The 20,756-nt window shown below is 47.6% G+C and carries 18 protein-coding genes; 8 read left to right on the top strand and 10 right to left on the bottom strand.

The window, feature by feature from the left end; all coding sequences use genetic code 11:
- Positions 1-121: 121 nt before the first annotated feature.
- A complete protein-coding gene (locus tag M988_RS10825; protein WP_064574112.1) occupies positions 122-778 on the bottom strand; it encodes a helix-turn-helix domain-containing protein in 657 nt (218 codons plus the stop codon).
- Positions 779-1,612: 834 nt separating this feature from the next.
- Here M988_RS10825 and lolC point away from each other — a divergent pair.
- From lolC to cobB, 5 genes are read left to right on the top strand one after another with little or no spacing between them, the layout of a single operon-like run.
- Complete coding sequence (lolC, locus tag M988_RS10820) at positions 1,613-2,812, top strand: lipoprotein-releasing ABC transporter permease subunit LolC (protein ID WP_061060096.1); 1,200 nt, start codon at positions 1,613-1,615, stop codon at positions 2,810-2,812.
- Positions 2,805-3,524, top strand: coding sequence for a lipoprotein-releasing ABC transporter ATP-binding protein LolD (lolD, locus tag M988_RS10815; RefSeq protein ID WP_004090166.1), 720 nt, complete (start codon positions 2,805-2,807; stop codon positions 3,522-3,524). The genes lolC and lolD overlap by 8 nt, the downstream gene beginning before the upstream one ends.
- Entirely contained in the window at positions 3,524-4,774 is a 1,251-nt protein-coding gene (gene lolE, locus M988_RS10810; RefSeq protein WP_008813339.1) for a lipoprotein-releasing ABC transporter permease subunit LolE, read from the top strand. Before lolD ends, lolE begins: the two co-directional genes overlap by 1 nt.
- A 29-nt stretch (positions 4,775-4,803) precedes the next feature.
- Complete coding sequence (gene nagK, locus M988_RS10805; RefSeq protein WP_064574111.1) at positions 4,804-5,715, top strand: N-acetylglucosamine kinase; 912 nt, start codon at positions 4,804-4,806, stop codon at positions 5,713-5,715.
- A 51-nt stretch (positions 5,716-5,766) separates the two neighbouring features.
- The gene (gene cobB, locus M988_RS10800; RefSeq protein ID WP_064574109.1) at positions 5,767-6,606 is read left to right on the top strand and encodes a Sir2 family NAD+-dependent deacetylase; all 840 of its coding nucleotides are present in this window, start codon (positions 5,767-5,769) and stop codon (positions 6,604-6,606) included.
- Positions 6,607-6,683: 77 nt separating this feature from the next.
- Here cobB and M988_RS10795 read toward each other — a convergent pair whose 3' ends face one another.
- The 9 genes from M988_RS10795 to M988_RS10755 form a co-directional block, all read right to left on the bottom strand.
- Complete coding sequence (locus M988_RS10795; protein ID WP_064574107.1) at positions 6,684-7,319, bottom strand: IbrB-like domain-containing protein; 636 nt, start codon at positions 7,317-7,319, stop codon at positions 6,684-6,686.
- Positions 7,316-8,539 (bottom strand): phosphoadenosine phosphosulfate reductase, encoded by a 1,224-nt coding sequence (locus M988_RS10790; protein WP_064574105.1) that lies wholly within the window; start codon positions 8,537-8,539, stop codon positions 7,316-7,318. Before M988_RS10790 ends, M988_RS10795 begins: the two co-directional genes overlap by 4 nt.
- A 220-nt stretch (positions 8,540-8,759) precedes the next feature.
- Positions 8,760-9,881: a ribosomal protein uL16 3-hydroxylase gene (locus M988_RS10785; RefSeq protein WP_008813344.1), complete on the bottom strand. Its 1,122-nt coding sequence runs from the start codon at positions 9,879-9,881 to the stop codon at positions 8,760-8,762.
- 177 nt (positions 9,882-10,058) lie between these two features.
- Positions 10,059-11,531, bottom strand: coding sequence for a two-component system sensor histidine kinase PhoQ (phoQ, locus tag M988_RS10780; RefSeq protein ID WP_008813345.1), 1,473 nt, complete (start codon positions 11,529-11,531; stop codon positions 10,059-10,061).
- Positions 11,531-12,202 (bottom strand): two-component system response regulator PhoP, encoded by a 672-nt coding sequence (gene phoP, locus M988_RS10775; RefSeq protein WP_008813346.1) that lies wholly within the window; start codon positions 12,200-12,202, stop codon positions 11,531-11,533. The genes phoQ and phoP overlap by 1 nt, the downstream gene beginning before the upstream one ends.
- A gap of 65 nt (positions 12,203-12,267) precedes the next feature.
- The gene (locus tag M988_RS10770; protein WP_008813347.1) at positions 12,268-12,894 is read right to left on the bottom strand and encodes an outer membrane beta-barrel protein; all 627 of its coding nucleotides are present in this window, start codon (positions 12,892-12,894) and stop codon (positions 12,268-12,270) included.
- A gap of 316 nt (positions 12,895-13,210) precedes the next feature.
- Positions 13,211-14,497, bottom strand: a complete 1,287-nt coding sequence (locus M988_RS10765; protein WP_064574103.1) for a c-type cytochrome — start codon at positions 14,495-14,497, stop codon at positions 13,211-13,213.
- A 14-nt stretch (positions 14,498-14,511) separates the two neighbouring features.
- Positions 14,512-16,290, bottom strand: a complete 1,779-nt coding sequence (locus M988_RS10760) for a GMC family oxidoreductase (RefSeq protein WP_064574102.1) — start codon at positions 16,288-16,290, stop codon at positions 14,512-14,514.
- Entirely contained in the window at positions 16,290-17,021 is a 732-nt protein-coding gene (locus M988_RS10755; RefSeq protein ID WP_008813350.1) for a gluconate 2-dehydrogenase subunit 3 family protein, read from the bottom strand. The genes M988_RS10760 and M988_RS10755 overlap by 1 nt, the downstream gene beginning before the upstream one ends.
- A 411-nt stretch (positions 17,022-17,432) precedes the next feature.
- Between M988_RS10755 and M988_RS10750 the strand changes: the two genes are divergently transcribed.
- The 3 genes from M988_RS10750 (at position 17,433) to M988_RS10740 (ending at position 20,748) form a co-directional block, all read left to right on the top strand.
- Positions 17,433-18,683, top strand: a complete 1,251-nt coding sequence (locus tag M988_RS10750) for a nucleoside permease (protein WP_064574100.1) — start codon at positions 17,433-17,435, stop codon at positions 18,681-18,683.
- A gap of 77 nt (positions 18,684-18,760) precedes the next feature.
- The gene (locus tag M988_RS10745) at positions 18,761-19,801 is read left to right on the top strand and encodes an ADP-ribosylglycohydrolase family protein (protein WP_039187716.1); all 1,041 of its coding nucleotides are present in this window, start codon (positions 18,761-18,763) and stop codon (positions 19,799-19,801) included.
- The gene (locus M988_RS10740) at positions 19,801-20,748 is read left to right on the top strand and encodes a PfkB family carbohydrate kinase (RefSeq protein ID WP_039187717.1); all 948 of its coding nucleotides are present in this window, start codon (positions 19,801-19,803) and stop codon (positions 20,746-20,748) included. The genes M988_RS10745 and M988_RS10740 overlap by 1 nt, the downstream gene beginning before the upstream one ends.
- Positions 20,749-20,756 lie beyond the last annotated feature (8 nt).

Here is a 20,756-nt window from a genome sequence, read left to right as displayed (position 1 = left end):
ATTCATAAAAACTTAATATTAAGACGAGCGTATTTTCTACCTAGCACGCTGAAATCATGCTCTGATAGGAAGGGTGCAGAGGGTAATTGTTTTTACTTGAGATGATTCCATTCGGTTATGATTATTGATATGGATTCATATTTATCTCCTGACTGGATAAAGGTAATATGTCAAATAGCAGTGCGATTGTTCTAATATTGAGTTTCTTTAATGCGTTAATTTTATGAGCACTGATTGTTTTCTGGCTGACATTGAGCTTTCCAGCGATAGTCGCTGCACTTTTCCCTGAAAGAAGTGCGTTAATAACCTGCTGTTCTCTTTTAGTTAGCATAATTCTGGATGAGTTATTTGGCCGAACTGACTGGTTATGAGAATAAACAACGCTCTCCAACTGAGCTTTGAGGTCATCAATTTTGCTCTTCGTTGAAATAATCCCGCTTACGCTGTGATGAGAACGTAATTCATGATACGCAAGGCGCTGCAGTGTATCTTCGCAAATAATAATGATTTTGATGCTAGGAATTCTGGCAACTAAGTTTTCAATGAACGGATGAAAGCCTTTTGTGAGGCTATAAAATCCACTAGACGCATTAACGACCATAATTAGTCTGTCAAGATCATTTTCTACTGATTTATAACGACATTTATCGATATCGCTTATGCTGTTGAAGGTATGGATCTCAGTGTGGTGCCCCTGTTCTTGAGTAATATCTAATAAGAGGCTTTTTAGTCCATTCCTTATAAAATGGCACCGTTCGACAATAGCAATTTGTGGCATACAGATCCCTGTTTACGATTTCCAATGTGTACTTTTATTATGCAATGACCTCTTTTCACTTTGAGCTAGTGCGTGTGTAAATATTTTTAGTACAGTAGATGGAATAGAATTATTCTTCTGGTGGAGACCGGTCGCTGAATTTTTTAAAGTTACAAACACCTGTTTTGTTATAATTGGTCTAATTAAAAAAATAATAATATAGCTTGTTAATGGTTTTAGTTTACTCATAAATTCTGTGTGATTAAAGATGGTTTTACAGATCGAAAGGCTATCAATTGATAGGTGTCATCTATTGGTATTTTGTTATCGATCGTTTATATGAATTGAGTAGTGCGCAGGGTGAGTACCAAAAGGTGTTATATGCACATCTGCTATTTTTATATAAAAATGAATGAGTAAGATAGGAATCATGGTGAATTTTATTAGCGTTATTTTTTTTAAAAGAATTTTTACAGCAAAAAATAAGTGGATGAAATACTGAATTAGGATACGAAACAGCTATTTTAATCTATTAAAAAATGACGATTTATGAGTCGGTGAAGTTGGCATAATTGCGTTGTCTAAGGTACGACAGGCTATTTTTCAGAATATCCTTAGGTAAAAAGTATAAGATGAATATCTAATATTCATGGATGGAATGTTTCGCTAACTAAGTTACCGCCGTAAAACGAACAGCGAGGTGAGTGTGCTCAAAAATGCGTCACTACTAGGCGATGAAATTGCCGTCTTCTGGTAAAAAACCGTATATAGAGAGTGTTTTGGGTTCCCTAAAGGGGTTGTAAACATTATCATCAACAATCTCTTTGCTTTAACTACAGCAACCGAACGGATTTCATGTATCAACCTGTCGCGTTATTCATCGGTCTGCGTTATATGCGCGGACGAGCCTCAGACCGCTTTGGCCGGTTTGTCTCTTGGCTTTCTACTATAGGCATCACGCTTGGTGTTATGGCGCTCGTCATCGTTCTTTCGGTGATGAACGGTTTTGAGCGCGATCTGGAAAACAATATTCTTGGATTGATGCCGCAGGCATTGATCACATCGACACAAGGGTCGATAAATCCAGAGCAGGTCCCCGCCACACAGTTTGAACATCTGGCAGGGGTGAAACGTGTTGCCCCTCTGACAACCGGCAATGCCGTGTTGCAAAGCGCACATAGCGTAGCTGTGGGCGTCATTCTGGGCGTCAATCCTAATGAGAAAGAACCGCTTTCTGCTTATCTCAATGGCTCCAACCTACAGGCGCTGCAGCCCGGTCAATACAATGTCATTTTAGGTGACCAGCTAGCAGGGCAGCTCGGTGTTAAGCGCGGCGAGAAACTGCGGATCATGGTGCCGAGTGCTAGCCAATTCACGCCGATGGGGCGCATTCCTAGCCAGCGCGTGTTCAACGTGGTGGGCACTTTTTCTGCTGACAGCGAAGTTGATCAGTATCAGATGCTGATGAACCAACAGGATGCTTCGCGTTTGATGAGATATCCGCTGGGGAATATCACCGGTTGGCGTGTTTATATGGATAAACCTTTGGCGATTGACGCTCTGGTAAGTCAACCGCTGGAAAAAGGCTTGGAATGGAAGGACTGGCGCGAGCGTAAAGGCGAGCTGTTCCAAGCGGTCAAGATGGAAAAAAACATGATGGGTTTGCTGCTGAGCTTAATTATCGCTGTGGCTGCGTTTAACATTATTACTTCACTGAGCTTACTGGTGATGGAAAAGCAGGGCGAAGTTGCGATCCTACAGACTCAAGGCTTAACACGTGGGCAGATTATGTCCGTGTTTATGGTGCAGGGCGCCAGCGCCGGTATTATTGGCGCGTTGTTAGGTGCAGTGCTTGGCGTGGTGTTCGCCAGCCAGATCAATGTCATCCCTGGTTTAGGGGAAATGTTAGCCGGTGGCAATCTACCGGTTGATATCAATATTCCGCAGGTTGTGCTGATTGCCGTTGTGGCAATGTTGCTGGCGCTGCTTTCTACGTTATATCCGTCGTGGCGAGCTGCCGCGGTGAATCCTGCTGAGGCTTTACGTTATGAGTAATTCTCCGTCTTTGTATAAAGAACTGTTGCAGTGCAAAGATCTGTGCAAAACCTACCATGAAGGCAAATTGCACACGGACGTATTGCGTAATGTGACCTTTGACATGCAGCCGGGCGAAATGATGGCCATTGTCGGAAGCTCTGGTTCGGGTAAAAGTACGCTGCTGCATCTGCTCGGGGGATTAGATTCGCCAACCTCTGGTGAAGTGATATTCAAAGGCCAGTCGCTGAATGAGATGAGCTCAACCGCGAAGGCGGAATTACGTAACCGCGAACTGGGTTTTATTTATCAGTTCCATCATCTGTTGCCCGATTTTAGCGCGTTAGAAAACGTAATGATGCCGTTGTTGATCGGCGGTAAAAAGGGTGAGGATGCGCAGGGTAAAGCCATGGATATGCTCACCGCCGTTGGTTTGGCGAAACGTAGCCACCATCGGCCGTCTGAGCTTTCTGGTGGCGAGCGCCAGCGTGTCGCGATTGCCCGTGCCTTGGTGAATAATCCTTCGCTGGTGTTGGCCGATGAACCGACCGGTAACCTCGATATGCGTACCGCTGACAGTATTTTTGATCTGTTAGGTGAGCTGAATGTTCGTCAAGGAACCGCTTTTTTGGTTGTTACTCACGATTTAGCGTTGGCTAAGCGCTTGAACCGTCAGCTTGAAATGCGTGATGGGCAGCTTCAGCAAAATGTGACCCTGATGGGGGCGCAATAATGTCGGTTTCACCATTATCCCTGCTGATCGGCCTACGCTTTAGCCGTGGGCGCCGCCGTGGTGGCATGGTGTCTCTGATCTCCGTTATTTCTACCATCGGTATTGCACTGGGCGTAGCCGTGTTGATCGTCGGGCTAAGCGCCATGAATGGTTTTGAGCGTGAGCTAGACCATCGCATTCTCTCCGTGGTGCCCCACGGTGAAATTTTTCCTGTAGAGCAGCCGTTCACTGGCTGGCCACAGGTGCTGGAGCGTGTGGAGAAAGTTAAAGGCATTGTTGCCGCCGCGCCTTACGTTGAGTTTACGGGGCTGATTGAAAGTGGCACTCAGCTAGTTGCGGTACAACTGCGCGGCGTAAATCCTGAACAAGAAAGCCGCGTGAGCTCACTGTCACAATATGTGCAGGATAATGCGTGGTCGAAGTTCAAAGCAGGTGAGCAACAGGTTATTTTAGGCAAAGGTGTGGCCGATGCGCTCCATGTAAAAGTTGGGGATTGGGTGACTGTGATGGTGCCCAATAACGATCCTCAGATGAAACTATTACAACCTAAACGTATTCGTCTACACGTTAGCGGCATTTTACAACTGAGTGGGATGCTGGATCACAGCTTAGCGATGGTACCCCTGGCGGATGCCCAGCAGTATCAAGATCTCGGTGACAGTGTCACCGGTATCAGCATCAAAGTTAATGACGTGTTTAACGCCGATAAGCTGGTGCGTGACGCGGGTGAAGTGACCAATGCTTACGTGTATCTTCGTAGCTGGAAAGGTACCTATGGGTACATGTTCCGTGATATCCAGATGATCCGCGCCATTATGTATTTGGCGATGGTGCTGGTGATTGGTGTGGCCTGCTTCAACATTGTTTCTACGCTGGTTATGGCCGTGAAAGATAAGAGCAGCGATATTGCGGTACTGCGAACGCTCGGCGCGAAAGATCGGCTGATCCGCGCTATTTTCATCTGGTATGGTTTACTGGCTGGAATGGTGGGGAGTGTGTCCGGCGTTGTGATTGGTGTCGTAGCATCTCTGCAGCTAACGAACATCTCGAAGATTATCGAAAAAGTGATCGGACATCGTTTGTTATCTGGAGATATCTATCCCATCGATTTCCTGCCAACTGAACTGCATTGGGTTGATGTAGTGGAAGTGCTTGCCACGGCGATTATTCTAAGTCTGGTTGCTAGCTGGTATCCAGCTCGACGAGCCAGTCGTATAGATCCTGCGCGGGTATTGAGCGGTGGTCAGTAATGCATGCTGACTCAATAGGAGTTGTGTAGATGTATTACGGTTTTGATATGGGTGGCACCAAAATTGAGCTCGGCGTGTTTGACGCTGAACTTAACCCGATCTGGCAAAAACGCATAGCGACACCGCATGATGATTACCGTGAGTTGCTTAATGCCTTTGCATCACTGGTATTTGAGGCTGATAACCTGACGGGAACTCAGGGGCAAGTAGGGATCGGGTGCCCTGGGTCTATTGATGCAGATAAGGGCACGCTTTATGCCGTCAATATACCGTCAGCCCTGGGAAAACCATTGCCGCGTGATTTATCTGCCCTGATTAAACGCCCCGTGCGTGTTGATAATGATGCCAACTGTTTTGCTTTATCGGAAGCGTGGGATGCAGAGTTCCGCGCTTATCCGAGTGTGCTGGGGATTATTTTAGGCACAGGCGTGGGTGGTGGTTTAATTATCAACGGTAAAAGTTTTACAGGCCGTAATTACCTTGCCGGAGAGTTTGGTCATTTACGTTTGCCGGTTGATGCGCTCGATCGCATTGGGATGGATACTCCACGCCTTGCTTGTGGCTGCGGGCAACAGGGCTGCATCGAAAACTACATCTCAGGCCGCGGTTTCGAATGGTTATACCAATATCGCACCGGTGAAAAGCTCGGAGCCAAAGACATTATCGCTCACTACCGCGCCGCTGATGCACAAGCGTTGGCACACGTTGATTGTTTTGCTGATGTGCTAGCGATTTGCTTGGGAAATTTATTCACCGTTATCGATCCGCATCTTGTGGTGTTGGGCGGTGGGCTATCGAATTTCTCCGAGCTTTATCCCTTGCTGAACGAACGGGTTCCACGTTCTATGCTGAGCGCAGCCAAGGCCCCGCGTATTGAGCCTGCTCGATACGGTGATGCTGGCGGAGTGCGAGGCGCGGCATTTTTAAATCTGACCGACTAATTACGATTATTATCTTTGTTGTGGCAAAGAAACCATTGAGGAGCAGTCGTTATGCGTACCCGTCATCGTATATGCCGGTTTAGGAAAAACAAACGATTGCGGCATCAGCGTTTTCGCTCTCGAATTTTCCACCGTGACACACTTTGTCACGCGAACAATGAGGCGGGAGGGTGTATGACTAAACCCTATGTTGTGGTTCTGACCGGCGCAGGTATTTCGGCCGAATCAGGAATACGTACGTTCCGTGCAGCCGATGGTCTATGGGAAGAGCATCGGGTTGAAGATGTGGCGACACCAGAAGGCTATCAGCGCGATCCTGAGTTGGTACAGCGCTTCTATAATGCGCGTCGCCATCAGCTGCAGCAGCCAGAGATTCAGCCTAATGGGGCGCATCTAGCACTCGCAGAACTTGAGCGCCAACTGGGCGATCATTTTGTGCTGGTTACACAGAATATTGATAATTTGCACGAACGCGCGGGAAACACGCGAATTATCCATATGCACGGTGAGCTGCTAAAAGCTCGCTGTACCCAGTCAGGACAGGTTATCCGCTGGGAAGGCGACCTCTCCGTTGATGACCGTTGTCATTGCTGCCAGTTCCCTGCGCCGCTGCGTCCACATATTGTGTGGTTTGGTGAAATGCCGATCGGTATGGATGATATCTACGAAGCGTTGGCTAAAGCAGATTACTTCATCGCGATTGGAACCTCTGGCCATGTGTATCCCGCTGCTGGATTTGTGCATGAAGCCCATCTGAATGGTGCTCATACGGTAGAATTAAATCTCGAACCAAGTCAGGTCGAGAGCCAGTTTGATGAGAAGCATTATGGCTCTGCTAGTCAGGTGGTGCCAGAGTATGTCCGCGAACTGCTAGAAGAGATTTATAAATAGTCGTACATGTGCGGTTATGACATAGCGTTTGTTTATTTCGCCATCTTTATCCTGTAAAGATGGCGAAATTGTTTAGGCTATTTGACCGTCCATGCCTCGGAAAATTCGCGATCCTGAAATAACTCCATCAATCCGCTGATTTGTTTCAAACGCAATACCTCATCTGCGTCCATGCCCAGTTCTTCACTGATCTTCTCATCGCTCCAGCCAAGGCGATAAAGTTCGCGTACGATATCCGACATGATGCTGATTTGGTGTTTGCCGCGCGCGCGATTATGACGAATTGTTGCTGCGATGCGATGGGACTTTTCGTTTTCTAGATCGTTTAAGATGACGATAGGAAGATAGCCGCGGACACGTTTACGTAGCTTAGGACGATCGGCGGCCAGTTCACGGCGATGAAAACCATCTACGATGACATAGTCTTTATCATCATCTTTTATTTGAGCGGTAACGATCGGTTGGGTGTAGCCATCACGCAATAACGATGTATATAAAAGGCGCTTTTCAGGTGGGGCAACGTTATTGGGATTATAATCATTCGCGACAACATCCTCGATAGACTTCCAGAGTACACAATCGATAGGCTCATTGCTAAATGGACTCACTTGATGAAGCATGACTCGGATCTTATTTAAAGCCTCAATTTTTATAGCTTCTGGCATAGATTCCAACTCTACTTTTAGATCGTTAACTAACGTATCAATCTTCATATAACACTCCAACACTTCCTGCGCGCCTGAATTCTTTTGTGATACCGCTCATAGCTACTAGGTTTATTTGGGCTAAATGATAAAGAACGACACCAATAATCATTTCTTAGAAGAACTTTGCAAATGCGTCGCCAAGACGGAATATCTTTAGAGCCAATGTCTTTCTCTTGTTCATCGGGTATATCAATGGGAAAACCATGAGTCTGATACCAACGTAAATAAATAGCGATTTTGTTACGATAATGCTCTGCGGTTTTTTGCGGCATGCTGTCGAGTAAGAATAGGGCATAGCTGCGCCAGTTATGATTATCGGGTTTATGTACCTGACGGCGAGCATAAAAATCACCACGGTTATTTGCATAAATTCCACCCGTATTTGCACCTGATACACGCGTGCAAACACGTTCCCAACATTCAGGTTCTAGAACATGATAAAGCCATAGCCCTTGACGTTGTTCAGGGCCAAAAGGTTCGCAGATACGCATAGAACGAAGCGCTACGCCAGCCTGATACATCAGGTCATACAGTGTGTTATAGGCTTTTCCTGTTGAGGCAAAATAGGTCCAAATATCTTCGGTTTTCCAATCGTAGACTGGGTAAATGCTATAGCAGTGTCCAGAAATGTTAGCGGTAGTCCACGGTTTGTCATCAGCAAAACGATGTTTTCGTTTTGATGCAACGGCCCAGAAGCGGTTATATGATTCGTCGGTGCGAATACCGATCATCATTGCGCTGGGTTGTTGCATGGAGTACCAGCTTGCGAAGGCCGGCATAAACTCTTCAAAAGTGATGCCGTCATAATAGAACGGGAAAAAAGCAGTATCAGAGATGGCGTCAGCGGGAAACTTGCGTATCCACTCAATATCGGGAGTCCAGCATTGCCATTCCGGCTGAAATTGCGAAACAGAATTCCCCGTCGTAATGGGTAATGCAACCCAATAAAACATTCCGATCTCGGTATGATATAAGCGTCGCATCTTCTCAATATGGGTGATGGTATGGGTAAACTGAGCCTCCCAGTCAATAAATAAAACGTCGAATTTCCTGTTATGCGCTTTCGCATATTCGGCAACTAAATGGAGTAATACCGTGGAGTCTTTGCCGCCGGAAAAAGAAACGCAAACGCGAGAGAATGTATCAAAAGTCCATTCAATACGCGATTTTGCCGCTTTTAGCACATCAATGCTTAAAGCTATTTTTTTATTAGTTAACGCATCCATAGCGATTTATTTTAAGACATTGTCGTTCAGGTGATGTAGAGATTAATAGAATAATACGTAACGTAATAGGTTGATAGCTACATATTTTAAATATGTTGCCTAAATCTAAAGTTAAATTTGGTTAATAAATAAAATATTAATATTGTTTTTTAATTTATATTGGGTGGTCGTATATATACGACCACCCAATAGTGAATTGCTATGATAATAGCTGCAGGGTTTAGTCTATGAAGAACCAATACCCGCTATTAATTAATGCAGCTAAGGTTGCAAGGAAACTAGGATCCTCAAGTGCATCGCCGAGCATGGCTGAATTGATCACATATTCGCGGGCAAGAACGTGGGCAGCGGCAGCATGGTCAGTAACGATAACTTCACCGTTTACAAAACAACTTCCTGCAACGTTAATGACGCGCAATCCTCCGAGACGTTCTAGGGATTCGCCCGCTTGAAGCAGCTCATAAATCTCTCCTACCTGATACGGTGGCTCAGGTGGCGCTATATCGAGCTCATGGCGAGACTGGCTGACGAATTCACCAAACCATAGATTGAAGTTATCTTGGTTTTGTAACTGGCTCATCATCATTCCACGTAGCTTTTCTAGCTCGGCGGCTTGAACCTCCGATGGGTTATCGCGTAGCACAAGATCGGGATCGCTATAGCGTTCGCTGCCGAGCTCATTAGCGAGCACAAAATCGGCAAAGCCGCTGATCAATTCACGTCCACTTGGTGCTCGGAAACCGACGGAGTAGTTAAGTGAGTTTTCCAGCGCGTAACCTTCATGAGGGAAACCTGGGGGAATATAAAGGATGTCACCCGGTTCCATCTCTTCATCGATGATGGCGTCGAAAGGCTCGACTTGGAGGAGGTCGGGGTGCGGACTGTGCTGTCTTAGCGGTGTCTTTTCGCCTACGCGCCAGCGACGGCGGCCGGTTCCTTGAATGATGAATACGTCGTATTGATCCAAATGTGGCCCAACGCCACCTCCAGGTACCGAGAAGGAGATCATCAGGTCGTCAGTACGCCAGTCTGGCAGTTTACGGAAAGGGCGCATTAAAGCACTGGATGGAACATGCCAATGGTCGACGGCTTGAACCAGAATCGACCAGTTATTCTCACCGAGATGATCGTAACTTTCGAAAGGGCCATGTGCGACCTGCCAACGACCGTCTTGATGGCTAACAAGGCGACTATCGACCTCGTTTTCCATTGCCAAGCCAGCCAATTCATCAGGAGAAATGGGATCAACGAAATTCTTGAACCCGCGCTTTAGAATGACGGGGCGTTTTTGCCAGTAGCGTTGCAAAAAATCGTGCCAGTCGAGATCGAGTTGATAATCCATTGTTAATTCCCTGTGTATGTATCTGTTGGGATTATAACGGAAGTACCGTGGGATTCCTCCGCCTGTTTGTCACAACTCTGGTTTTAAAGAAAATAATTTAGGTTTTAGAGAAAATATATTAGACAACGGCGCCTGTTATGCGCCGTTTGTGAGTCTAAGGAGGGACACTTGCGACGCTCAGTCGAGCGTATGTGAAATTTGCTGACGGCCGAAGTGGATACTCATGCGTGCGCCACCGAGGGGACTATCGGTGATAATGGCTTCACCATCATACTGTTGTAGCAATTCATCAACTAATGCTAAACCAAGGCCTTGTCCAGGTCGCAGAGTATCGATTCGCTGTCCACGGCGGAAAATCAAATCGCGTTTGCTGGCGGGAATACCAGGCCCATCATCATCGATGATAATAATGAGCTCTTTTTCCGTTTGCTGTGCCGTGATCTCAACGAACTCTAGACAATATTTACAGGCGTTATCCAGCACGTTCCCCATGACTTCCATGAAATCATTTTTCTCGCCGACAAACGTGAGTTCGGGAGAGATATCCAGAGTGATATCAACCCCTTTGCGTTGATATACCTTATTGAGTGCGGAGCAAAGGCTATCTAACAACGGCGGAACGGAGTGAAGTTCTCGATTGAGCATGTTGTGCTCAGATTGCATACTGGCGCGATGCAGGTAATAGCCAATTTGCTGTGAAATACGGCTAATTTGCTCCAGCATAATCGGCTCAGCCTGCTCAATTTTTAAGTCTTTTCCATTACGCAGCGAGCGGAGTGTGCTTTGCAACACCGCGAGCGGTGTCTTTAGGCTGTGAGTGAGGTCTGATAATGTCGTCCGATAGCGAGTATAGCGCTGGCGCTCGTTGCTGAGCAGGATGTTTAAATTGCGCACTAAGCCACGCAGTTCGCGAGGAGGATTTTCACTCAAAAGTTCTCGCTTGCCGCTTTCCAACTCTCGCACCTGTGTCAGCAACAGCTTTATCGGCTGTAGGCTCCAATATGCGGCTAACCAAAGCAGCGGGACGACCAGCAAAATATTGGCGATAAGTACGTAGGTGAACCACCCCCAAACCATATCCGAGTTTTGCAACTCTTGAGGGATAGTATCCACGACAACGATAGTCAGTGCCGGTAGGCGGTCCGTTGCCGCATATTGGTTAACGGCCACGGAGTGCGTCATGGCATCGTCGTCGTCGTCGTCGTAATCTTTTAGTTGATCCTGAACCTTCGGGTTATCCCCCAAAACGGCGCTACTGAATATGGTGCTGGAGTCCAGTTCGTAGAAACCGGGCTTCTCCAACCAAGATTTATCAATGCGCTTTTCTAGTTCGGGGACTTTGCGTTGTGACCAGAGCAGTTTGCCTTTATCGTCGTAAATCATGACCAACGTCGGTGCGTTAAGATCGAAGTTAGGCGGCGAAGTGATGGTCAATTTGCCATTTTCAAAATGCGCCAAGCTGAAGAACAGATTGCTTTCGCCCCGCAGCAGACGGAACGTTGTTTTATCAAAACTGACGACGTAGCCGACGACCGCAACGACTCCGTAGGCCAGTGATAGCATAAATACAACGGCCGCTGTCGCGAGTAAAAACCGTGTTCTTAGCGAAAACGGCTGTGCTTTATAGTGTGCCCAACGCGGAAGGTTCATCAGTTAATATCAAACCTGTAGCCTTGTCCACGAACCGTGGTGATGACTTCTTGCGGGTATTCGTTTTGTAGTTTTTTACGCAGACGCCCCATCAATACGTCGATGGTGTGACTTTCTCGCAACTCGGCATCAGGGTAGAGCTGTAGCATTAGCGCGTCTTTGCTGACGACTTTGGCGTGGTTACGAATGAGCGTTTCAATAATGGTGTATTCAAATGCGGTCAGCTTGATGAGGTTTTCATTCACCGTAAGCTCACGACGAGACAAATCGATCTGGAATGGTGGAAGGGTAATGACCTGTGAGGCCAAGCCGCTATTGCGACGCATCAGGGCTTGCATACGTGCAATAACCTCTTCGAGATGGAAAGGTTTTGTCACGTAATCATCTGCGCCAGCTTCGAGCACGGCCACTTTATCCTGCCAGCTTTCCCGTGCAGTGAGTACTAAAATAGGGAGTTTGATTTGCTCAGCACGCCAACGGCGGATCAGACTGAGTCCATCCTCACCTGGTAAACCCAGATCAACGATAGCAATGTCTGGCGTTTGTTCTTTAACAAAAAAATCGGCTTCTTTGGCATCCTCGGCGGCATCAACCTGATGTCCCATATCTCGCATCTGAACTGAAAGGTGGTGACGAAGTAAACCGTTATCTTCCACAACCAGAATTCGCATGAGTGACTTCTCCATAAGATAAGGCCAAGAGGCGATGCCTCTTGGCAAACGCATATGATGTTATTTTACTGGAAAGTATAGCGGATCCCGATCTCACCGATCTGATCGTCAACTTTCCAGTTATGGTAGGTATAACCAATTTCGGCGGCCAGATTAGGCGTCAACGCATAACCAGCCCCGATACGAGCTTCATTGAAGCCGCGGCTATCATATTCAGCATAGCGATAAGCAGCATTCATACTGATTTTGTCGGTGATGTGGCTTTTAACGCCAATCTCACCGGTTGCGCTGCTCCAGTTTTCATCACGCTTCTTATCATAATCAAAGTTGCTTGAAACAGCGTGACCGCTCGCGCCGATCAAAGCATACATATCGGTGGTTGGGTTAATGGCAAAGTGATAACCCAAGCCAAGCAGGCTATCGCCGCTAGCTCGCTGGCTATTACCCATTGCGTTTAAACGCGCATCGATGAACACATTGTTTTCGAAACCATATCCACCGCGCAGGTAAAAGCCACCCATGGTGGTTTTGCTTTGATCTGGACGGTTCTGGTGCACTAATTTATCAAAATCGCTTTTGTTTGTGATGCCGCCCACCTGCAAGCCGCCAGCAACGTAGGTGTAGTCATCTGCAAGTGCAACGCCGCTCATAGCACTAATGATAGCGACTGCGCATAAAGATTGTTTAAACATGTGTCATTTCCTCGATATTTCATTGTTGTAGTCTTTGTTACTGCGACAACTAGTATCGAAAGAACCAACTAAACCTTTCCTCAACCATGTACCTCCAAACTTAAACGAAAAATAAACGAGGTGAAATGGGCTTTTACAGGTTTTTCTCTTGAAAGGGAACTTTGTCTGCGTGCAATAAGATAAACGAAGAAACCGCAGCGTATGAGGAGAGGAATACGTCACTGCGGTTTTTTAGGTCTTTTAACGGTCCGGTTCTGCCATAGGGGATTAAATATTTACGGCATAGGTCTCACGCTTAGTCCGGTTACAAATCGAATTAGTGCTTGATATCCGCTTTAGGCAGATCTGCACGGATATCGCTGACCTGCGATGCGCTAACGGGTTCGGCCTGATTTCCCCAGCCTGTTCGTACAAATGATAGCAATTGAGCGATATCCTCATCGTTGAGTCGCCAGCCAAAGTCGGGCATCGTGAGGCCTGTTGGGGCTGACTGCGTTTTTGGAACATGAGAGCCTTTCAGCACGATACTAATCAGCGATGAAGGATCTTTGCTTAGCACGACAGGGTTATGTGCGAGAGCAGGAAACGTATTCTTGTAGCCGAGACCATCTGAACGATGGCAGGCTGCGCAATTATCGAGGTAAATCTGAGCTCCTGTCTGAGTGACTTTTCCGCTTGCCAGTGCCTGATAAGTCTTGTCGTCACGAGTGGGTTCTGGGGCACTATCGCCAACAGGTTTAAGTGATTTCACATACACGGCAATCGCTTGTAAATCATCATGACTAAGGTATTGAGTACTATCCTGCACCACATCTGTCATGGAGCCGAACGCTGCCGATTTTTCTGTATGACCCGATTTTAGGAACTGGGCGATGTCTTGCACACTCCAGCGGCCTAATCCTGTGACTTTATCTCCGCGCAGGTTAGCTGCGTGCCAGCCTTCTAACGTTCCTCCGCTCAGATATTCTGACTCCGTCTGGTCAAGGGCTTTCTCTTGGAAACCTATTCCGCGAGGCGTATGGCAAGAGCCACAGTGGCCTAGTCCTTGCACAAGATAAGCCCCACGATTCCACGTTGTATTTTGTTGTGTATCGACTTGGTATGTACCATCGTGGCGGAATAACATATTCCAAGCGGCGAGTGGCCATCGCATGTTGAGTGGCCATGGGATATCGCTGTCTTTGTTTGTCTGAGCGACAGGTTTTACGCCATGTTGAAAATAGAGATAGAGATCTTGAAGATCGTCGTCATTGATTTTCACAAACGAAGGATAGGGCATCGCTGGATAAAGATGGCTACCATCTTTGCGGATGCCTTGGCGAACAGCATCCGCAAATTCTGCATAGCTATATTCACCTATCCCGTTTTTTCGATCCGGCGTGATGTTGGTTGAATAGATTGCACCTACCGGCGTGGTCATTTTTAATCCCCCCGCGAAAGGTTGCCCTCCGGGAGCCGTATGGCAGGCGGCGCAATCACCTGCGCGTGAGAGATATTCTCCATGGGCGATGCGTTGTTCGAGTGGTGTAGGCGCGGCTTGGATGCAAAAACAGCTCGTACCCAGTAAGAGCATGGCTAGCTGTGTTAGCGTGATCGTTTTCATGATTGCTCTCCCTGTTAGGCCTGAACCAATGGGCCAGGATTGGCTAAGTATTGAGTGCGAATGGCATGTGCTGACCAATAAGCAAGTGCGCCAACTAATCCTGTGGGGTTATAGGCCATGTTTTGTGGGAAGGCGCTGGCGCCCTGTACGAAGACGTTGGGTACGTCCCAGCTTTGCAGATATTTGTTAATCACACTATTGGATGGATTGTCGCCCATGATAGCGCCACCGGTGGTATGCGTTGACTGATAGGGGCGTACGTCGTAATGGCTGTTCATATCCATTACAGAGATTTTCATCTGTTTAGGGTTCATAGCCGTCGCAATTCCCTGCATTTTGCTGGTGATGTGCTGTGTCATTTTGATTTCGTTTGGCTTCCAATCAAATGTCATACGCAATAACGGTTGGCCGAAATCATCTTTATAGTTGGGATCGAGGTCGAGATAACATTCTTTATACGGCATCACGGAACCTTCAGAACCAATACTCATGGAGTGCAGGTAGTTATCTTTAATCCCTTGCTTCCATCCAGTCCCCCATGTTGGTGTCTCTGCGGGTAACGACATTTGTTGAATCGGGCGACCGCCGGTGCGCACTGCAGATATGTAAGCGCCACCGATAAAACCGAGATCGCTATGATCAAAGTTGTCGCTATTGAAGTCGTCGATAACAGCGCCTGCGGCGCCTGCACCAATGAAGGGATTGAAATTGGTGTCCTTATCAAAAAATACAGAGATACCGCTGTTCATTTGATAGGCGTAATTTCTGCCGACCATACCTTCGCCCGTTTGTGGGTTATAAGGTGTTCCAATTCCAGAGAGTAACAGCAGACGAACATTGTGCAGTTGATATGCACTTAAAATCACGATGCTGGCAGGTTGTTCGATTTCACGCCCCTGAGCATCGACATAAGTCACTCCGGTTGCCTTTTTACCGCTACTATCAAGATTGACCTTTATGACCATGGAGTTAGCGCGTAGCTCGAAGTTTTTTCTCTGAGTTAATACCGGGAGAATCGTCGATTGAGGGGAGCCTTTAGAATACATAAAGCATCCGAAGCGTTCGCAGAACCCACAGTAGTTACAAGTGCCGAGTTGGACTCCATAGGGATTGGTGTAAGGCTGGGAACAGTTGGCGGCTGGGATAGCAAAAGGATGATATCCGAGTTCTTTAGCCGCTTGGCTAAACAATGTGCCAGAGTACAGTTGTTTAAGCGGTGGCGTTGGGTATTCAGACATCCGCGGCCCTTCGAAAGGGTTACCGCCATCAATAATTTTCCCCTGCAAATTGCCTGACTTTCCTGCCGTTCCGCATACTTTTTCGAACTTATCAAAAAAGGGTTCTAAATCGTCATAGCTCACAGGGTAGTCCTGCAACAGCATGCCTTCAGGGATGAATGACTTACCATAACGTTCCATCACGGTGGTATGCATTTTTAAATCACTGGGAAGGGCGCGCCAGTGCATTCCGTTCCAATGTACTCCGGCACCGCCGACGCCGTTACCTGGCAGAAACGATCCAAATTGACGATATGGAACGGCATAATCACCCGGGTTGTGGCGCACGGTAACCGTTTCTTTTGATGCCTCTTGGAAGAGTTTTAGGCGGATCCCATAAGTTAGTTCATCAGCGATGCGAGGATAGGCAAAATCAGGATAGGTATCGCGTTTTTCCCCGCGTTCTAAAGCGACGACGCTCAAGCCCGCATCGGTCATTTCCATCCCCATAATGGCGCCTGTCCAGCCGAAGCCGACAATAACCACATCAACGGGCTCTTTTTTTATTGTTGTCATTATGCAGTCCTCTTGCTGGAAATACTGATGGGGCCTTGTGGGTAGGGCTCATTCGGATGGTCGACCCAATCCGTGTAGTCGGCGCGAGCTCCGGGGAAACCTATGAGTTGCCACGATGCCAACGTCTGGTTTCCGCCGTGAATAGGATCCGCCAGATAGCCTTCTTTGGTATTTTGCAGCAGTAGGTCAAAAAACATTTTCGCGGATACGCTATCGAAGCTGGGCTTATCTTTTTCAAGATTAGAGAGAACCTGATCTTGTTGATCTGGGGAAAGTTCGGCAAAACGCTGTTTAAACTGCTTGCGACAATAGTTATTTACCTCACTGATACCTAAACGATAAACCTCTCGCGGCACGAGTTTGGATTGGTATCCAAGCTCGGGAACCGCAGAGACAAATGGCGGATGCATATACCAGAGACCGCCGCGCCCAAAAGGAGCCTCCATTTGTTTATCGATAAACACCGGCACACCTTGCTCAACGGCCCCTGGGCCATTGGCATCACTCGGGATTAATCGCTCACAGGCAGCCAACAAAAATGCCCATTCTTCATTATTAAAGTAAAGAGGGACATAGTGCTGGCTGACGCCGGGCGATTTTTCAGAGGCTGTCTGCGCCGCTGATGCGAACGAGACAACCCCCGAACCGGTAGCCGCGGCTAGTGGGATAAGTGTGAGCGTCTTTTTTAAAAATTGCCTTCTGGATGGCATTGCTTCATGGGGCTTTGACATAACTACAGCACCTTGCATTAAAGGATACGCTCTACTCATAAAATGCAGCTGGCTTTGATTTAGCGCCAGATTGAGAAGAGAGGATCGAAGGATGATGAGAGTCTTATAATTGGCATCTAGTTGCCTTGTTTATGATTAGGTTGCTAATCATATATTCCATTGTAATTGCATGGATATAAAAAACAATTAAGAAAATATTTTCATACAATTTATTTACCACTCAGATAACTATCGATAACTAGCCAAGGGTGGGTTTAGGGAGCATAGGAGGAAAATGGCAAAGAAAACGATTGCCTCTAAGGGGGAAGGAAATATGATTGTTCGATTCAGCTCTCAGTATTATTTCAATGGTATTATTAAGGTACTACGCAATGAAAGGGTTCTTAGTCCATTCGTGTGCAAGGAAATCAAATGCAAACTGTGAATAATAACAATACAAAACTCTCCGTGATGATGTTCGTGGAATGGTTTATCTGGGGGGCGTGGTTTGTTCCGCTTTGGCAATATCTGAACAAACTGGGGTTTTCTCCCTCTGAAATTGCGTGGTCGTACAGCAGTACTGCCATTGCCGCTATCCTATCTCCAGTGTTAGTCGGGGTTATCGCAGACCGATATTTTGCTGCGCAGAAAGTATTAGGGTGGTTACACATAGTGGGTGGGGGGCTGATGCTGCTGTTGGCTTGGCAAATTCAATTCTCTACTTTTTTCCCGCTGTTGGTCGTCTATGCCTTGACCTATATGCCAACGGTAGCGCTGACCAATAGTATCGCTTTTGCCAATATTCGCGATACGGAAAAGGATTTCCCACGCATTCGTGTGTTAGGCACTTTAGGATGGATTGCTTCTGGGCTGGTGGTTGGATTTGTGCTACCACCATTATTGGGGATGGAAAACGTCTCTGACACTAACCTTCCGTTGATTGTTACCGCTATTGCCTCTGTGCTACTCGGTCTGTACAGCTTCATGCTACCGAATACACCGCCGAAAGTCGGGCAGCGTACGGACATCAAAGACCTGCTGGGTCTGAACGCGCTAGGACTATTGCGCGATCGTTCATTCGCTATTTTTGCTTTGTGCTCATTCCTGTTCTGCATGCCGCTGGCGTTTTACTACCAGTTTGCAAATGGCTACCTAACTCAGGTTGGTTTACAAAATGCGACAGGGTGGATGACGCTGGGTCAGGTTTCTGAAATTTTCGCCATGCTTGCGTTGCCGTTCCTGCTTAAGCGTTACGGTATTAAGAAAGTGCTGTTGTTAGGCTTTGTCACCGCGGGTATCCGCTATGTTCTCTTTATCTACGGCGGTACAGCAGACATGCTGATGTACAGCATGTTATTCATCGGCATTCTGTTGCATGGCGTGAGTTATGACTTCTATTTTGTCACCGGTTATATCTACGTTGATAAGAAAGCACCTGCTCATATGCGCACCGCGGCTCAAGGCCTGATCACGCTGATTTGTCAGGGCTTCGGTAGCTTTATTGGTAACTGGCTAGGCGGGCGTGCAATGACAGCATTCCAACTACCTGAAGCGCACAACGGGATGACTTTCGACTGGTTTACCGTCTGGGGCGTGGGGGCAGCGATGGTGTTTGCGGTCATGCTGTTATTCGTACTATTTTTCCGCGAAAAGAGTAAAGAAATCGGCCAAATTACCCTCTGAAATTAATACTGTTTTTTGAATCCTAGCGGAGACGACAGGTCTTTGGCCCGTGTCTCCGATGAAATATTGAGGTTGTTATGACGTTACAAGTATCGGCAGGAAAAGATCTAACTATCCAGCAACGCATTCTGGGAGCGCTTTATGGCCAGATGTTGGGAGACTCTCTGGGGATGCCGTCTGAGCTGTGGCCACGTTCTCGGGTGCGCAGTCATTTTGGTTGGATTGATCGTTTTCTGGATGGCCCACAGGAAAACTCTGCTGCTTGTTATTTTTCCGCCGGCCAATTCACTGATGATACGTCAATGGCGCTAGCATTAGCCGATGCCTTGTTAGAGGCAAATGGGAAAGTGGTTCCAGAGCTGATCGCGCGTAACGTTATTCGTTGGGTCGATAGCTTTGATGCATTCAATAAAAATATCTTGGGCCCAAGCTCTAAAGTGGCGCTGCGTGAGCAGAAAGAAGGCAAGCCGATTAGCAGTTTGGAAAACAATGGTGTGACGAATGGCGCAGCAATGCGTGTTTCACCCCTAGGGTGTGTCTTGCCATCGGCACCGTTACGCACCTTTGTTGATCAGGTGTGGGAGGCGTCGAGCCCAACGCATAAGTCTGATATTGCTGTCGCGGGGGCAGTCGTCATTGCGTGGTCAGTATCTAAAGCGATTGAGGGCGCAAGCTGGGCCGAAATTAAAACGGCTTTGCCTGCCGTTGCCGCCTATGCACAAGAATTCCGTCCATCCACTTTCAGCGCGTCGCTGGCAGCGCGTATTGAACTCGCGCTTTCCGTGGTTGCCCATGCGGATGGTATTGAAGATGCCAGCGAGCGTGTCTATCAGTTGGTCGGAGCCGGTGTGAGTACTATCGAATCAGTTCCTGCAGCGATAGCAATGGTGGATTTGGCTAACGGCTGTCCGAATCGGTGCGCGGAATTGTGTGCCAACCTTGGGGGCGATACCGACACCATCGGGGCAATGGCGACGGCGATCTGTGGTGCATTGCAAGGCGTTGATGCGATCAAAAAGGCGTGGCTGGATACGCTAAAGAAAACCAATCCCATTGATATGACGCGCTATAGCCGTGCGTTTGAACAATTTCGCGCTCAATGGCAGGAAAGCAAATAATGAAACCGTGGCTGAACCAATTTGTTGAACAACGCAAGCAGGCGCAGCCCGTGATGGTGCTTGGTGCCTCAGTGATGGACGTTGTGGCAGAAACCGATCGTTTGCCTGAGCGAGGTGGCGATCAGCCTGCTTTCGAGCGCGGCGTACATCTGGGGGGCTGCGCGCTTAATATTGTCTTAGCGCTGCATCGTCTTGAGGTAAATTGCACACCGATGCTGCCCGTTGGCGAAGGTATGTGGGCCGATCGCTTACGAGCGGAAATGGCGCGGAAAGGTATTGAAAGTCAGCTTAATGTAAACGGTGGCGATAATGGCTGGTGCCTGGCGCTGGTTGAGCCGGATGGTGAGCGTACTTTTATCTCTTTCGACGGCATTGAGAACCAATGGCAGCCGCATTGGCTGGAATCTATGCAGCCAACATCCGGTTTTGTGTCAGTCTCTGGTTATCAGTTAAGTTCTCCGAGCAGCGATGTATTGATTAATTGGCTACAGCACTTGCCTGTGGAAGTTAAAGTCGTGATTGATTTTGGCCCTCGATTAGATCGTATTGCCCCGCAAACAGTACAACAACTGCTTCGCCCCGGAGTGATCCTGACGTTGAACGAGCGTGAGGCTAAACTCTTGGGCATGCAAGGTGATGACGTTGTCGCATTCTGCCATCGGCTTTATGAGCTGACTCATGAACTCGTGGTGGTCAGAATGGGAGATGCAGGGTGTTATTACCAACGGTCTCATGACGATGCTGGATGGGTTGAACCCTGCCGTGTACAGGTGGTTGATACGATCGGTGCGGGCGATAGTCATTGTGCGGGATTGCTCGCAGGGCTGGCGAGTGGACTCACGGCTAAAGATTCGTTGATATTAGCCAACCACGTTGCCGCGTATGTGGTTTCGTTCCGAGGCGGTGATTGCGCGCCGACGGTTGGAGAACTAACGACATTTTTCTAACCCGTTAC

Source organism: Hafnia paralvei ATCC 29927 (genome assembly GCF_001655005.1).
GTDB classification, from domain to species: domain Bacteria; phylum Pseudomonadota; class Gammaproteobacteria; order Enterobacterales; family Enterobacteriaceae; genus Hafnia; species Hafnia paralvei.
The sequence above is the reverse complement of the archived record's forward strand: the minus strand, read 5'-3'. Positions and strand labels throughout refer to the sequence as shown.